This window comes from Laspinema palackyanum D2c (assembly GCF_025370875.1).
GTDB classification, from domain to species: Bacteria; Cyanobacteriota; Cyanobacteriia; order Cyanobacteriales; family Laspinemataceae; genus Laspinema; species Laspinema palackyanum.
In genome coordinates this window covers 112,401-128,687 of the sequence record NZ_JAMXFD010000009.1, presented here as the reverse complement: position 1 = coordinate 128,687, position 16,287 = coordinate 112,401, and the positions used below count along the sequence as shown (strand labels likewise).

Genomic DNA, 16,287 nt, shown 5'->3' with positions numbered 1-16,287 from the left:
GTTGATGAGCTTGCTCTAACTCAGTTCGCACTTGATTCAGTTGGGATTCTAATTCCCCTGACTGTTGATGCGATTGCGTTAATTGGGTTTGCACTTGAGTCAGTTGAGAGTTTAATTCCCCTGACTGTTGATGAGCTTGCTCTAACTCAGTTCGCACTTGATTCAGTTGGGATTCTAATTCCCCTGACTGTTGATGCGATTGCTCTAACTCGGTGCGTAACTGATTCAGTTGGGATTCTAATTCCCCGGAATTTTGTTGCGATCGCTGTAACTCGGTTTGGACTTCTTCAGTTTGGCGAGTAGAAGCTTCTAACGCGGACTGAATTTCCTGTAATTGAGCATTTAATTGAGCCGTTTGCTCCTGAGCTTGGGAGAGTTGGATGCGGGTTTGAGCCAGTTCCGATTCCAGGGACTCCGATTGATTCGCCTGTGCCAACTGTTGCCGAGTTTCCGCTAGTTCCGATTGGAGTTGCGCCGTTTGTTGTTCAGCCCGTTCTAAGTTGGTCCGAATCTCCTCTAACTGCGATTGCAATTGACCGGAATGCTGAGTGGCTTGCTCTAAATCCGATTGTAATTGAGCGTTGCGTTCAGTGGCGGTTTGTAATTGTTGAGCAGTCCCATCGAATTGGGACTGTTCATGAGTGGGGGTTTCTGAAGGAGCAGGAGCAGGCATAGCAATGGGTTCTTTGTCCAAGGGTGCAGAGGAAGTTTGAACCTCCTGGGTCGCGGTTTCTGGGGCGGCAGGGACATCGAGGAGCGCCGGTAATGCCACCGAAGGGAGTTGCAACCCGGCGGCAGATAAGCGCTCAATTAAGGTTTGATTGGCCTGAATCCGGAACCAGGAATAGACAGACTGGGCGGTTTCGGGACTGATGCGCTCAATGGCCTCTAGTTCGGCGATTTCAGATTTAGCGAGGTCTCCGACGGTGGAAAACTGTTGGGTGAGTAGTTGCGCGGTGGCCCGACCGACTTGGCGGATGCCCAAACTGGCGAGGACTCTGGACCAGGGGAGGGATTTGGATTTGGCGATCGCCTTGAGTAGGTTTTTCGCGGATTTTTTCCCCATCCGTTCCAGGGTGATCAGTTGGTCGGCGTTGAGTTCATACAAGTCGGCAACGGATTTAACCAGGCCATGTTCGATGAGTTGGTGTGCCAGTTTTTCTCCCAATCCGCTAATTTCCATTGCATCTCGACTGGCCCAATTGAGCAGGCTGTAGGGAAGAATGGGCGCACAGGAGGAATTAATGCAGCTGATTTCATCATCGGCGGTCCGGATGACGGGGGATTGGCATTCTGGGCAATGGGTCGGCATTTTAAAGGATTGACTGCCGGAAGACCGTTCTTCTGCAATCACCCCCACCACTTCCGCCATTTTGTCGGTTCCCCCATGACACAGGAGTAGGGTATCGCCGATTTGGGGGTTTAACTCGGTGAAGCGATCGCTGCCGAGGAAGGTGGCATACTCGATTTTAGTACCTCCTACCTCGACGGGTGCAATCTGGGCGATCGGGGTCAAATGCCCGTTGCGTTCAACTTTAATTTTTATGGCTTCGATCTGCGCTCGGACTTCTTTTGTGGTAATATCGGTGGTCACTTCTTTTTACCTCCTCTTATCCTTTTCTTTATTGGTTAACATTGAGGATCATCCTCGGGTGATCGGGGATCGACGCTAAACTATTAAGTCTGGCATAGAAGAAACTATTTTAATTGAAAACTGGGTGGCTTCTAAGTCCCAAAAAGAATAAAAATAGACCCCTATTCTATTTTGCCACCAACCTGCCCGCTTAAATCCATAGAAACTGTCGCGGGGATAAGTTGCGATTCAGTTGGCAGGGGCGCTTCACCCGGGAGGGGGAAAGGCAAGAAAGGCCGAGGAGAAGGGTCTGGGGGGTTGAATCCAGGGTGATCCCCCTACCGCTCGATCCCGAAGGGATCATTCTGCTGAGTTCGGGGCAGTTCCTGAACCCGGGTGAGTGTGGGTTGGGATTTCAATTGTTGCTTTAACTGGTTGATCTCGCGGGAGAGTCCGGAGATGTCTTCATAGAGGGAGGCGATCGCTTCGGTCTGTTGCATTTGGTTTAAACTATCACTCAATCGGGCGACGATGCGGCTTAATTTAGACAGTTGGGCCATTTCCGGTCGAGCGTTAAACTTTTGAGTCAGGGTATCCACCTTGCGGGAGAGAATTAGATCGGTCTGTTGTAACTTTTGAATTTCTCCTTCCAATTGCTGAAGATAAGGAGAGAGGACCTCTCGGCGATCGGCTTCGATTTGTAAAATTTGACGATGCAGTTTTTCAAATTCTTGTAAATCAATAATCGGGCGTTGAGCTAAAAATTGGACGGCTACATTCAAAGAGGCAATTTTGGCTTCAAACCGGGTTAAATCAAAAGGTTCAGTAAATTCAGCAATCTGTTTGTGTAGGGCTTCAATTTTTAAAGTTAAATTATCGTAAACTTTTGAAGTCATGAAGGCGGCTTTACCCTCAATCATGGTAACCGATTTATTCAGCTTTGAGAGTTCCTCATTGACTTCGTTTAAGTTAAAGGGAACTGGCTCCGGGATGGCTTTTAACTGTCGGTCTAATTCTGACAATTTTAGCTCGATTTCAGAAATCACAGCGGGAATTTTCTCTTGGTTGAGCCCCTCTCGACGTTTCTGATTCAGAAAATTCAGCCAGAGGGCAAGGGTGACTGGGGCCGCAGCGTATGCAGCCTGTTTGGCGATCGCCGCTGCCACGGTCCCGGCCACCGAACCTACTAATAACATAAATTCGGTTATTTCAAGCCAATTATACGGTTTGGTTAGTTCCTTAAATTGGATGAGTAGATGCTCCCGTTTCGACATTGAATGATACCCATTTAAAGTGATTAATTGACCTAAAAAGAAATGCTTTTAAAAAGTTTAAATCGAGATTTCAAATCAACCTGTTGCCCCGCATCAAGTAGAAGGTTTCTCCCCAATGAGTTCTGAGAGTTTTGTCCTTTCCCGGATAGAGGGTTAGACCCCTCATCGATGGCGATCGCCGTTGAACAGTAGGGCATCAGTCCAGTCTTAGATCAAGATTAAATCAAGGGCGCAAGAAACCGGATTTTCTATCCTCATTGTGCCAAAGTAAGTAGAGATGCGGTAAAGAAACGCGGTGTTTACCCTTTACTGCACTAATGACTGTACTAACGCCCAAGAATGCCAGGGAGAGGTTTTCAAATCCTCCCTTGTCCCTCACCCGGTTGTCAAGAGTGCAACCCCAGGCAACCCGTCCCCCTTTTGCATCAATTCTCCTGGATCATCCCTCCCGTCCTCTGTTGAGTTCTGCTGTGATGATTGTAGCGAAAATAGGCTCAAGTCTCCATTGAGCAGCTTCCGAACCCTCTCCCCCTTCGGAATCCCCCGTTTCTATCACCGGGGAATTAGACTTAACTCCCTGTGGAGACGACGGGGATACCTCTTTGCCCGGTTGTACCCTCCAGGCGATCGCTTCTCCTGGGGCGATCGCCACTCATCCCTAAAACCATTTGATAAACTATAAGCATACTTTCATTGAGAGGACTGGTTATCATGACTGAACCTATTCGTCCAGAAGATCCCATCGGAACTCCTTTCCAAGAACCTATCAGGTCCATTGACCCGGAAGTGCAAACTAATTCCAACGTTCGGGTTGAAGAGTTTAAACTAAATGGAGACGACCTGACAAAAAAAGTTAGAGAACTAATTCAACAAGGAAATGCCCGACGGATTGTCATTAAAAATGAAGAGGGTCACACCTTAATTGAAATTCCCCTCACCGTGGGCGTGGTTGGGGGAACCATTGGCGTGGCATTATTTCCCGTCGTTGCAGCAGTTGGCGCAATTGGCGCGATGGTCGCTCGTCTCACCCTAGTTGTTGAGAAAAAAGAAGATTAGACCTCTTGCAAATGGCATAAAAATTTCCCAAAATCCCCTTTTTTAAGGTAGCCTTTTAAAATTTTGTAATGGGTTTAATTTATCCCCAATCCATCCCGGATTTATGGAATACCTGAAATAAAAAAGAGGGGTAATTCATCAATTACCCCTTTTTCGGTTTGGACAGTTCCCCCTCATCCCCCAACCCCTTCTCCCAACCCTTCGACTTAGCTCAGGGGGAGAAGGGGAGCCGGATTCAAAGTCCCTCTCCCACTTTGGGAGAGGGATTTAGGGTGAGGGCGACCCCAATGAGATGCACTCGGTTTTTTTACATCTTTTTCGCTTCGGCTAACAGTTCCAAAACTGAGCCATTGGTCCAACCAAATCCAATTTCATTGGTACTGTATCCAAAAACAATTTCGTTTGAGACTTCTGACGAACAGGAGAGGACGTCATATTTTTCTAAAAGCGTGCCGGTTTTTTCAAATTCTTGGGTGACTAAATTAATGAACTTGCCCCCAATGCGATCGCCTTCGCTGCGATACCCATAGCGATACAATCCTTCCACCGCAATTAAGGTTAAAGGTGCCCAACCAAAGGGTGCATCCCATTGATTTCCCGTGACATGAGAACTGGTGAGTAATCCTCCGGGGGCTTCAAATAACTCCAAGTTTTCTACCACTCGTTGCGCTTGTTTTTCTGAGGCAAGTCCAACCCACAAGGGATAAAAGGTGGTAGCAAATTCATACAGGCGGCGTTCATTGGTCCGGAAGTTATAATCTAAATACAAACCGGAGGGTTCATCCCAGAGGAATTTATCGATGAGCTGATGGCGGGTTTGAGCGCGCTCATCCCATAATTCTGCCAGTTGTGGATTGCCTAAAATCTTCAAAATTTGGGCAATATCTTGTTCCATTCGATACAGCAGCGCGTTCAAACAAACGGGCGCGTAATGAATAATATCGATATTAAAAGGACCAAAACGGTTGGAAGGGTCAAATCCGGATTCTCTCATGGAGCGATCGCCTTTATAAAAAAGGTCAGTCAGGGTATCGGTTTCCTTGTCGTAATACAAGCTCACATCATACGCCATCACTTCAAATCGCCGATAATATTCTCGGATGCGATCGTAGTGAGTTCGCCCCTGAGCATCGGTTTCGGACACCAGCACTTCTGGGGCGGGTCCCTCTCCCAAGGCACAATAGCGAGAAAGTCCTGTGGATTGATTTAAGTGTGGGGGGACAATCCAGTAATAGTAATGACTTTCTACCGCCCCCAAGAGCGATCGCAACCAGTCTTGATCCTGGGTATGCTCATACACCGCCAAAATCATCGGCGTTAAAAATGGCGGTTGCGATCGGGACAACAAATAACTCCGATTCGCATTTAAAATCGTTCCATAATGGTCAATTTGATATATTAGCTGATCCACTTGACTTTTCGCTAATTCTATCTCCCCATCGCGTAACAATCCCAGGACGATAAAATAACTATCCCATCCATACATTTCATTAAACCGACCTCCAGGAACCACATAATCCCCAGGAAGATACAGCAATCCATGTTCGGTAATTTGGTCCATTTCTGAGGGTAATCTCAGCACTTCAATTTGTTTAAATTCTGCGGGACTTAAAACGCTTTTAAATTCAGCTTCTACCCGGGCTTTATCCTCCATTGCAGAAATATAAATCGGCCAGCGTTGGGCATCGGTATGGCCGATTTTTTCATCTTTGGCCGCTTCTAAAATATGAGCATGAGAACGATAGAGGGTTTTCCAGGTTTTCTTGATATATTCTCGCATGGCGGCAATGCGTTCGGGACTGGGAAATTCGTTGGGTTGAAAGACATCGGCTAACATTGTTATCACCAATTGATGTTAAATGGGCAGTTAAAAAAACAGGCAACTCCAGCTAAGAGTTTGCACCTTTTTCTATTGTAGCGTTCCTGTAAAAAGTTGGTCGGAATGCGACTCTATTTAAGGAGTGCGAGCAAGATGCGCGCACTCCCAAAATGTACCTCATAAGTAGGGAAACCGCTATATAAATCCGCATTAAGGGGGTTTCACCCGGGTTAATTTCATCTCGGCTATGCCATAATTAGGAGGTTTGACTGATTAACAAGGCGATGGGGAAATGGGTTAAGGTTTGGGCAAGGGACAAGGTGCCATCAGTTTGAATGGGTTGTCCAGAAATTGCATCCTGCCACTGGGAGGGGAGTTCTGAAGGCAATTCTAAATGGGTGTCTTGCCAGACTTCTCCCAGGGGGAGAGTGCCCGGTTGAATGAGATGAGTGAGAAAGCGGGGTGCGATCGCGATCGCCACTTGATTCCCCAGCGATCGGGCAAATGCTACCACATTTTCACTAAATTTTCCCGACGATTTTAGGGGGTGATAATCTCCCGTTTGGAACAGTTCCATTGCCTGAGATTTTGCCTTTAAAATTTGGGCGATCGCAAACAGTTTAATCTTTCCAGATTCCGGATGAGAAAGCACCCCCTTCATCAAACCTAAAATATCCTCCGATGCTTGAGTCCGAATCTCCCTTAAAGCGGCTATCCGGTACTCAAAATCCACGGGACGACGATTATCCGGGTCCACTAAACTCAAATCCCACAATTCTGTTCCCTGATAAAAATCAGGCACGCCGGGAGTGGTCAATTTCAGCAGCACTTGAGCTAAAGAATTATAAACCCCATAAGCGGCTATTTTCTGTTGGAATGGCTGAAATTTTTGGAAAAATGGATTTTCAGGCGACGGTTGCATCACTGCATCGATAAAGGCCAAAAATCCCTCTTCATAAGCCGTATCAGGGCGCAACCAAGCGGTGTGAACTTTCGCCTCTCGCACCGATTTTATTGAACAATCTTTAACGCGCTGAATAAATTCAGAATACTCGCTTTCGGCAAAGGGAAAAGCACCTAACAGGGTTTGATAAAAGAAATATTCATCATTGGCAGTGGGGACGACTTTATCCGTGAGTTTGGTTTTATGTCCTTGATTAATTTCCCGCCAGGATGTAATGTGCTGTTCCCACTCATCGGGAATTTCTGACAGGACATTAATTCGGGCGCGAACATCTTCTCCCCGCTTAGTATCATGGGTAGAGGTGGCATTCATTTTATGAATCCAAGTTTCTTTTTGTTCAGTATTAAACTCATGAAACTCTTCTAAAGTTAGGCCAAATAGGGCCGGGTCGCCGCCCACTTCATTGAGAGAAACTAAGCGATTGTAAACGTAAAACAGGGTATCTTCAATCCCTTTTGCCATCAAAGGTCCTGTCCATTGCTGAATCCGCATCACGGAATAGAGACGTTGTTCTCGTTCTTCTTCCGTTAAATAATCGGCATTTTCCAGCAACATTAATTTTTCAATAAACTCAAGCTCTTTTCCCTGCAATGGCAGAAGCTGTTTCGCTTGAGCAATTACCTCTTTGATATAGTGGCGATCGCGACTGCTGACCCCCTCCCCATTAATGTAGGTGCGATACACCGGAAACGCCACCAGCACCTCCACCAGCGCTCGTTTCAGGGAATACAAGGTAAAATCTCGACCCTCCCGAGATTGATTGGCAATGGATTTTAACAAATGAGCCAGATTGTCCGCATCTCCTGCCATATTGCGATCGACAATCAGATGCTTTTTCTCAAAAAACAAGTCTTTGTAACTGGGATTTAATCCCGTAAACTTGCCATAAATTTCACTAAATCGGTCTTGAGTATTCCGGTTACAGAATAACCCATTCAACCGATTCATAAAATCATAGCCACTGGTTCCCTGAATTGGCCAATTTGAGGGCATGATTTCGGCCATTTCCAGGATTTTTTCCACCGTAATGTAGATATCCCCTAATTTTTCTCGCAATCGTTCTAAATATTGCTGAGGGTCATAGAGTCCATCAATATGATCGATCCGCACCCCGGTAAATTTTCCCTCTTTGACCAATTTGGCAATTAAATCATGGGTATCATGAAACACCCGCAGGGTTTCCACCCGCATGGAAATCAGTTCATTTACCGTAAAAAATCGCCGGTAGTTAATTTCTTCCGCCCCCACTTTCCAAAAAGTGAGGCGATACACTTGTTCCCGCAGCAACTCTTCCAGCAAATTAAAGCTTTCAGATATTCCCGGTGTGCCATTAAATTCCTTTAAATTATCCTGGATAAATTGGCAGATATCGGGATTTTGGTCATACAACTCCCACAACAATCCTTTAACAAAAGTGAGTTGATCATACCGTTCTCGCCCTTTAGTTTCGGCGGGAATACTTTTTAATAAGTAAAGAATTCCCAGGAGTTTGATAAACTCAGGATGATTTCGCCCCAAGGTTCTTCGCAGTTTGCCTAAATTATGGGTCAAAAAAGACACATAAGACTCAATCCGAATCGGCAGTTTTAGGCTATAATACTGGACGGTTAACCCCGTGGCATCGTATTGAAGCTGAATTTCGCCATTTTCTAGACATTCTTGATAAAAATTTCCCAGCAAAGGCGCGAGAACCCCTTCACTAATATCGCCATAAGGAGCATTCCAGGCAATATCAAAGTAGTCAAAATAATCCGATGCTGCACCATTTTCTAGGACATCCATCAGCATGGAATTTTCACTATCATACGCGGTATGATTGGGGACAATATCCTGAACCCATCCGAGGTTTTTCCCTTGGACTTTTTCCATCAAAGACTCAAATGCTTCTGGAGTTCCCAGTTCAGGATTGAGTTGATTGGGGTCTACCACATCATAGCCGTGGGTACTGCCTTGACGAGCTTTAAAAATTGGGGAAGCGTAAATATCAGAAATTCCTAAATCGGCCAGATATTCAACAATTTTTTCGGCGTCTGCAAACTGGAATTTAGAATTAAATTGAATTCGGTAAGTTGCTTGAGGAATTCTCATGTTTGACTTGGTTTTTGGTTAAAATGAAAGAGAGTCAGGTTTTTCCTAACGTCAAGCTATTTTATATTTTGTAGGCTTGAGTAGATAGGAGGCAGAGCCTCCAATTTGGCATTCCCAGGCCCTGCCTGGGAAAGAGATGCGGGGATATTTTTATCCAGAAATTTGATAAACTGCAACGGCTAAAGGGGGAATTGAGATAGATTTTTGGGGTTGAATCACATCCGGTAAAGACGCCCCTGAACCTTTCCAACTTTCTTCTGATGAGTCTAATATTTTCTGCCAATTTCCCTCGGGAATATTGGGTTCAAATTTGACCATATTGTTGCTGAAATTAATCACATAAAAGACTTGACTATTGTCATGCCATCGCCGGACAAACAGGAGATTTTCCGCTTCTAGGCAGCTAGAGTCTAGGGTTTCTTTACTGCGGTTTTTCAGGGCGGGAATGGTGCGGCGCAGTTCAATTAACCTGCGGTAAAAGTTCCAGAGGATCTGATGTTGACCTTGTTGATGCTTTTCCCAATTAAGTTTGCATTGATTAAAGGTATTAACATCTTGAGGATTATTAAATTTTCCCGATTCCGAACCCTGTGTAAATTCTTTTTCTTTGTCTTGGCGAATGGCTTCGATTAGGTCCTCGTCCGAGTGGCTGACAAAATATAAAAATGGGGCGGTTTCTCCATACTCTTCTCCCATGAATAAAAAGGGTAAGAAGGGAGAGAGTAAAATGGTGGCTGCCGCTAGTTTTAATCCATCAAAGGAAATTAGAGTAGAGAGCCGATCGCCCCCAATTCTGTTTCCAGTTTGGTCATGGTTTTGAGAAAAAACAATGAATTGATGAGCCGGTTGGTCTTTGGATGAATTTCCATGTCTGCGCTTGCGATGAGGGGCATATTGTCCATCATAAACAAACCCCTCTTTAAAGGATTTAACCAACTGTTGAATCTGACCAAAATCTTGATAATATCGGTCATCCTCTCCGGTCAGCAAGGTATGCAGAACGTGATGGAAATCATCACACCATTGGGAGTCAAGTCCATATCCTCCCAATTCTTTGGGACGCAGCACCCGAACATCGTTTAAATCGCTTTCTGCCGTTATATAAAATTTTCGTCCTTCCTGCTCAGATAAGTCCGCCACCGCATCGGAAAGTTGCTGTAAAAAGGGCCGCGCTCCCATTTCAAAAATGGCTTGAATTGCATCTAAGCGTAATGCATCAATATGATAATCGCGCAGCCAATAGAGAGCATTTTCAATGAAAAAGTTGCGAACTCCATCGCTGTATTCTTCATCAAAATTCATCGCTTCTCCCCACAGGGGGCGATATTTATTGGTAAAATATGGCCCAAAATCCGGTAAATAATTGCCTTCGGGACCCAGATGGTTATAAACCACATCTATGATGACGGCAATGCCTTGTTGATGACAGGCATCTACCAATTCTTTTAATTTATCCGGTCCTCCGTAGGAATTCTGGACAGCAAAAGGAAACACGCCATCATATCCCCAGTTGCGATCGCCAGGAAATTGGGCGACGGGCATAATTTCAATGGCGTTAATTCCTAACTCTTTTAAGACTCCGAGACGGGGAATAATCGCCTCAAATGTTCCCTCGGGGGTAAATGTGCCAACGTGCAGTTCATAGATGATATACTCGGACAGAGGAAGGTTACACCAACTGCGATCGCTCCAGGAAAAGGCGTTCGGGTCCACCACTGCTGAGGCCCCATGTACCCCATCCGGTTGCAAATGCGCCGCCGGGTCCGGTCTCATCAGGTTCCCATCTAACTGATAGAAATATCGAGTGCCCGGTGTAATCCCTTCGGCAGTCGCCTTCCAGTATCCTTCCGCCTGCTGTTCCATCGCGATCGCCCGTTGTTTATCCTCGCCCGCAATCACCACCGCCACGTTCTTAAGGGTGGGTGCCCAAACTGTAAACTCACAGCGATCGTTCCCCAAATAATTAGAACCTAGTGTAACCGTCATACGTTTTAATAGAACCTACTGATTAGAGTGGGAATAGACCCTTGATGTCTCAACTAAACTCAATCCTGATTATTGCTGCAACCAGGGCAACGTTGCATCTTTCTAAAGAGAGAAGATTTAAGGGGCAAATTCGTTTACAATACCATCGCATTCAGAGGCGCATTCAGAGGGTATCGGCTAAACGGTATCAGAGGCAACCATTGCATTGTTTTTGAGCGATAAAACAATGCAATTCAACCCCTACCTAGAAGGGAATAGAAGGCCCTCTAAATCGTTTCTAGCAACTTCCACAGTTCCGGGTCGGTGAAATCAGAAACCGCCATTGACGCACCCAAATCTTTGAGATGCTGCGGCGATTGAGTCGAGGCAATGCCAATGGTGTAAATTCCAGCCCCCACCGCTGACCGAATCCCCGAGGGAGAATCCTCAAAGGCGACTGCCTCCGATGCGGAAATGCCTAATCCTTCCAATGCCATTCGATAAGGGAGCGGATCGGGCTTGCCAGCAGGTAAATTTTCTGCTAAGATTACCGACTCAAACATCTCGGTTAATCCTAATACTTGTAACATGAATTCTACATTTTTCGGGGGAGCATTTGTGACGAGCGATCGCAATAATTTCCGTTCCTCAGACCAGGCTAAAATATCGGACACCCCCGCCAATTGCTCCAGTTTTAAGGCGAGTTTGCGGAAGCGCGCTTCCTTTTCATCCGCAAGCTGCTTCCCCTCGGACGGTGAAAGTTGGGGTAACAAATCTTGAATAATTGCCTCAGTCAGCCGTCCGGTAATCCGGGATTGATAAAAGGCTTCATCAATCTCCATCCCATAGTCCCGCAACAGTTCCACCCAAGTTTCAAAGTGAGTGGGGTCACTGTTGCACAGGGTTCCATCTAAATCAAAAAGTAATGCGGATATCATTGTTTCTCCAGAAAGCCAGTAAACTGAGATTAGCCGAAAATTCAGTTTTTTGAATACCCATCTGAGGAATCCGAAAAACTCGTTGACGACAACCTGACAACCCTTGAGTCTGAAAATCTAAGGATGTTAAATTAAATGACCATCACCAAAGCCTTTGCCATTCTGGCCCCTGTTTCCGAACCCCACTTAATTTCCGGCAAGGAAACTTGCGATCGCGAGGGGAAAGTTGTCTTCGGAAGTGATGCCTGGGAACTGTTTCGGGAAGCGGATGAAATCAGAAAAGGTCAAGCGGTAGAAGTGTTTATCTACCCCTCCCATCCTGACTCCGATAAACCCCTTCTGATGTCCGTCGCATGGCATGGCATCTACCAAGGACACCTGCCTTCCCGTCGGGGTCGATATCCTGGAGAAAAGCGATTTCGCCCCGATTCAGCGCAACTGGATAAAAGCACCTGGGCGGTATTTTGGGAAGTGGAAAACTTGAGTGAATTGCCGGTGAGTGAACAGATTCCCATTGCCTCTTTCCATGCCCTCAATAAAAAAGCCCATGCCGATCGCCGCTTGCTGCCTCATGGACCCTTAATTGTTGAATATCCCTAACCCAGAGGGCGATCGCATCTCCACCCCTCCATCTCATTCTGCCTCAAATTATTGCGATCGCCTCTCCCTTTTGCAGTACAATACACATTCACCCCTAAAGGAGTCATCTTCCATGTATATCACAATCTATTCCGACGGAGCCTCTCGCCGTAACCCCGGCCCTGCTGGAGCCGGTGCAGTCCTCCTGGATGAACAGGGAAATATCCTCAACAAAGTCTGTAAATATCTAGGGGAAACCACCAACAATCAAGCCGAATATCAAGCCGCAATTCTCGGCCTAGAAACCGCCTTAGAAATGGGAGCAACCCGCGTCCAACTCCGCGCCGACAGTGAACTGATGGTCAAACAACTCCTCGGCCAATACCGCGTCAAAAAACCAGAATTAAAACCCCTCTATGACCAAGTAAAATCCCTCCTCAATCAATTTGAAAGCTACGCCCCCCCGGAACACGTCCGCAGAGCAGACAACGCCTTAGCCGACGCCGAAGCCAATCGAGCCATAGACGAATACCAAGCCTAACTCGATCGCTTTTTATTTTCCAATAAAAGCTAACCTAAATTTAGTCATTTCTTAACTGGGTACTAAGTACAAATCAAGTCGGTTCGTATCTAACTTCAACCTCACGACTTCACCGGAGCGTTAAGATCTAGCCCAGGTACAGAATTGGACTGCAAGTAAAGCGAAAACCGGGGTGAAGTAGGGTAGCCTTAGCCCAGGCTTGAGGGTAATTTAGAATCCAAGAAGAGCGGAAATGAGACCCTCTCTACCCTAGGAGGGTTGACGGATTAGGGTCAATTTAAAAATCACCTCGGTTTACCTCTTTTGATAGATTGCCCCTCAACTCACGGGGGGAATAGAGATTAAGCTAACCTAAGGTTAAGATATATTTAAAAAAAACGCTCTCCGAAACTGGGGGAGCGGCTAGAATGGCCGCTCTCAGGGGGATAGGGAAACCTCGGTTAAAAATAATTTCTATAGTAATCTTCCCAGATTTGGCCGAGGGACTCGATATATTTTTTCAAGAAAATAGCTAATTTCTTCTTAAAAATAATAAAAACTCTGAAGCGGCAAATCGCATATCAGCAGGGGATAGAGGAGGGTTACAGGGCGGGGTTAAACGGAAGATTGGGAATACAAAATATTAGTAATTCATCCCACAGGTAGATGATTTGTAGGTGGGTATTAGATACAAATGATATAAGTCTTTTACAGCGACAATTCTTATTATTGCCTGCTACAAGTCGTGTCCCATCCCTTTTTCCTCTCTCTCCTTTACCCCTCTGGAAAGGGGTCATCCGGATCATCCATTAGGAGTAGATAAGCGAGGAGAGAGAATAGCAGAATTGGTCGATCGCCCATCGGAAAATTTTCACTCTTGCCGACAATCACCACTCCTAGATCGTCTGCTTCTTAACGGAAAATCCTTCCTAGGGGTAACTTTATATATTGCCCAAAGGGAACTAGACTTGCCAATCCTTACACTTCTTTGGTTAATCCGAGAAAAAGAATGAATCAGCAAACTCAACCCTTTGTTTCTACAATCATTCCCGTGTTGAATGATCCAAAACGACTTCAAATCTGTTTGGAGGCATTAGAAAACCAGACCTATCCCAAACATCTTTATGAAGTTTTGGTGATTGACAATGGGTCCGATGAAAGTATTGAGCCAATCGTTCGCCAATTTAAGCAAGCGAAAATGCTCCTAGAACCTTCTCCTGGGTCCTATACCGCTCGTAATAAGGGAATTTTACACGCTAAAGGTGAAGTTCTGGCTTTTACGGATGCCGATTGTATTCCCCAGTCCGATTGGTTATTCAAGGGAACGGCTCATTTATTATCGGTTCCCAATTGTGGTTTAGTGGGGGGTAAAGTTCTGTTTTCCTTTAAAAATCCCCACCGTCCAACCGCTGCTGAACTCTACGACCAGTTTTTCTTTTTGCAGCAAGAATATTATCTGGAATATCAACAATTTGCTGCGACGGCCAATGTTTTTACTTATAAACAAGTGTTTGAGCAAGTCGGGTTATTTAACTCGATGCTGAAATCAGGAGGCGATCGCGAATGGGGAAAGCGCGTTTTTGCGGCGGGTTACACCCAAAGTTTTGCTGCTGATGCTGCTATCTGTCATCCCGCCCGAGATTCGGTGCAAAAACTCCAGAGAAAGGTGACGAGAGTGGCTAGGGCCACCTATGATCTCAACCGCCATCGCCCCAATTTTCCGTTAGTTCTCCTCAAGTTTATCCTCGCAGACCTCAAGCCCCCATTGCGAATTTGGTTTAGAATTGGAAATAACAATAGACCCAATGATCTACCCTACAAACTAGAGTTTATGACTCTTTTAATCTGGATGAAGTGGGTTAAAGCCAGGGAAAAAGTTAAGCTATTGTTCACGGATTTCCTACCTAATCAACCGGGACTTAAATTACCGAGGCCCGTGAATGCTGAAATCAGCAAACGGAGAAAAATGGAGAAGTCCAACCGCTCAATTTAGAATGAATTTTTCCAGATATTGAGATAAGTGGCGAGTGAAATTATTTTTAAATCCGATAAAAAACTCTGCCAAAACACCAAATTTTATAAATCAGGGATACGCATCAAAATTCGGGAAAAATCTAACTGCACCATCACGGGATGAGAAACAGCGATGAGAATAGCTTTGATTGTCAGACACTTTCCAGTATTATCCCAAACTTTCATTTTGAATCAGATTACGGGCTTGATTGATCGCAATCATGAAGTAGATATTTATCCCCTAGAAGGTATCCCCGCCCAAAATTTGGAAAAAGTGCATCCGGATGTAGAGAAATATCACCTCCTCGATCGCACCTATCCCTTACCGGAAATTAGCTCAAATTATGCCATTCGTTGGCTGAATGGGTTGAAATTATTTGCCGCGAATTTCTCCAAAAATCCCGGAACGGTGTTGCGATCGCTCAACGTTTTTAAATATGGTACCCCAGCGGCAACCTTCTGGTTACTCCATGTCGCCATCCCCACCCTGGACAAAAAACCTTATGACATCATTCATTGTCAATTTGGGGACCTGGGATTAAGAGGAATTTCTTTTCGGGATATCTGTTTCCCTTCTGCAAAATTAGTTACAACCTTTCGCGGCTTTGATATTAGCCTGTACCTGAGGGAACAGGGCGATCGCGTTTACGAACCCCTATTTGAACAGGGCGACTTTTTCATGACCAACTGCGACTATTTCAAGCGCGAACTGATCCGCATTGGCTGTGACCCCAATCGCCTCGCTGTGGTCCGTTCCGGACTAGAACCTCGGGACTTCACTTTCTCCCCCCCTCGTCCTCCTGCCGATGGAAAAATCCGCATTACCACTACGGGACGACTCAGTGAAAAAAAGGGAATTGAATACGCAATTCGCGCCGTGGCTCAACTGGTCCCCGAATATCCTAATTTAACCTATCAAATTATTGGCGATGGTCCTTTAAAACCGGAATTAGAACAATTAATTGACGAACTGGGCGTCAAAGATTCAGTCCAGTTACTCGGCTGGAAAACTCAGCCAGAAATTCAAGAGATTTTAGCGAACTCTCATCTGTTTATGGCTCCGAGTGTCACCGCTGCCGATGGCGACTGCGATGCGCCGATTAATGTTTTAAAAGAAGCAATGGCGATGGGGTTGCCCGTAATTAGTACCTATCATGGAGGAATTCCAGAATTAGTCCGAGATGGGATTTCCGGCGTTCTCGTTCCGGAACGAGATGCTCAGGGATTAGCTGAGAAAATCAAGGTTCTAATTGAGCATCCGGAACAGTGGGCGCAACTGGGTCAATCTGGGCGCATGGAAGTAGAAACCCATTACAATATTAACCCCCTCAACGATCGCCTCGTGGATATTTATCAGCAGGCACTCAACGCTCCCCCAAAAGCCCAGTCACCCCAACCCTCTCCCTGGATTCCCGTTCAAAATGAATAATCTGCGGGACTTGATTTTTAGCGAATTTACCGAATTTTTAACCAACAGACAGTTTAAGGAGATATTAAC

At 45.6% G+C, this 16,287-nt stretch carries 12 protein-coding genes; 5 read left to right on the top strand and 7 right to left on the bottom strand.

The features are described 5' to 3' along the window. The 3 genes from NG795_RS13285 to NG795_RS13275 form a co-directional block, all read right to left on the bottom strand. Positions 1-1,594, bottom strand: a 1,594-nt coding sequence (locus tag NG795_RS13285) for a helix-hairpin-helix domain-containing protein (RefSeq protein ID WP_367289139.1), incomplete at its 3' end; no start/stop codon positions are given. Positions 1,595-1,911: 317 nt separating this feature from the next. Further along, entirely contained in the window at positions 1,912-2,769 is an 858-nt protein-coding gene (locus tag NG795_RS13280; RefSeq protein WP_367289138.1) for an AAA family ATPase, read from the bottom strand. 647 nt (positions 2,770-3,416) lie between these two features. Next, positions 3,417-3,560, bottom strand: coding sequence for a hypothetical protein (locus NG795_RS13275; protein WP_367289137.1), 144 nt, complete (start codon positions 3,558-3,560; stop codon positions 3,417-3,419). On the opposite strand from NG795_RS13275, the gene NG795_RS13270 reads away from it, so the two are divergent. Continuing rightward, positions 3,559-3,903, top strand: coding sequence for a DUF4342 domain-containing protein (locus NG795_RS13270; protein WP_367289136.1), 345 nt, complete (start codon positions 3,559-3,561; stop codon positions 3,901-3,903). The two genes, NG795_RS13275 and NG795_RS13270, sit on opposite strands and share 2 nt — an antisense overlap. 307 nt (positions 3,904-4,210) lie before the next feature. On the opposite strand, the gene NG795_RS13265 is transcribed toward NG795_RS13270, so the two are convergent. The 4 genes from NG795_RS13265 to NG795_RS13250 form a co-directional block, all read right to left on the bottom strand. Then, positions 4,211-5,740 carry a trehalase family glycosidase gene (locus NG795_RS13265; protein ID WP_367289135.1) on the bottom strand — a complete coding sequence of 510 codons (1,530 nt, stop codon included), beginning with the start codon at positions 5,738-5,740 and terminating at the stop codon, positions 4,211-4,213. A 238-nt stretch (positions 5,741-5,978) separates the two neighbouring features. Then, complete coding sequence (treY, locus tag NG795_RS13260) at positions 5,979-8,774, bottom strand: malto-oligosyltrehalose synthase (protein ID WP_367289134.1); 2,796 nt, start codon at positions 8,772-8,774, stop codon at positions 5,979-5,981. 150 nt (positions 8,775-8,924) lie between these two features. Then, positions 8,925-10,760 carry a malto-oligosyltrehalose trehalohydrolase gene (gene treZ, locus NG795_RS13255; protein ID WP_367289133.1) on the bottom strand — a complete coding sequence of 612 codons (1,836 nt, stop codon included), beginning with the start codon at positions 10,758-10,760 and terminating at the stop codon, positions 8,925-8,927. 266 nt (positions 10,761-11,026) lie between these two features. Then, positions 11,027-11,677 (bottom strand): HAD family hydrolase, encoded by a 651-nt coding sequence (locus NG795_RS13250; RefSeq protein ID WP_367289132.1) that lies wholly within the window; start codon positions 11,675-11,677, stop codon positions 11,027-11,029. A gap of 135 nt (positions 11,678-11,812) precedes the next feature. Between NG795_RS13250 and NG795_RS13245 the strand changes: the two genes are divergently transcribed. The 4 genes from NG795_RS13245 (at position 11,813) to NG795_RS13230 (ending at position 16,218) form a co-directional block, all read left to right on the top strand. Next, positions 11,813-12,277 carry a hypothetical protein gene (locus NG795_RS13245; protein WP_367289131.1) on the top strand — a complete coding sequence of 155 codons (465 nt, stop codon included), beginning with the start codon at positions 11,813-11,815 and terminating at the stop codon, positions 12,275-12,277. Next, positions 12,264-12,797, top strand: a complete 534-nt coding sequence (locus NG795_RS13240) for a ribonuclease HI family protein (RefSeq protein WP_367289130.1) — start codon at positions 12,264-12,266, stop codon at positions 12,795-12,797. Before NG795_RS13245 ends, NG795_RS13240 begins: the two co-directional genes overlap by 14 nt. Before the next feature lie 988 nt (positions 12,798-13,785). Next, entirely contained in the window at positions 13,786-14,769 is a 984-nt protein-coding gene (locus NG795_RS13235) for a glycosyltransferase family 2 protein (RefSeq protein WP_367289129.1), read from the top strand. A 153-nt stretch (positions 14,770-14,922) separates the two neighbouring features. Next, a complete protein-coding gene (locus NG795_RS13230; protein ID WP_367289128.1) occupies positions 14,923-16,218 on the top strand; it encodes a glycosyltransferase in 1,296 nt (431 codons plus the stop codon). Positions 16,219-16,287: the final 69 nt, after the last annotated feature.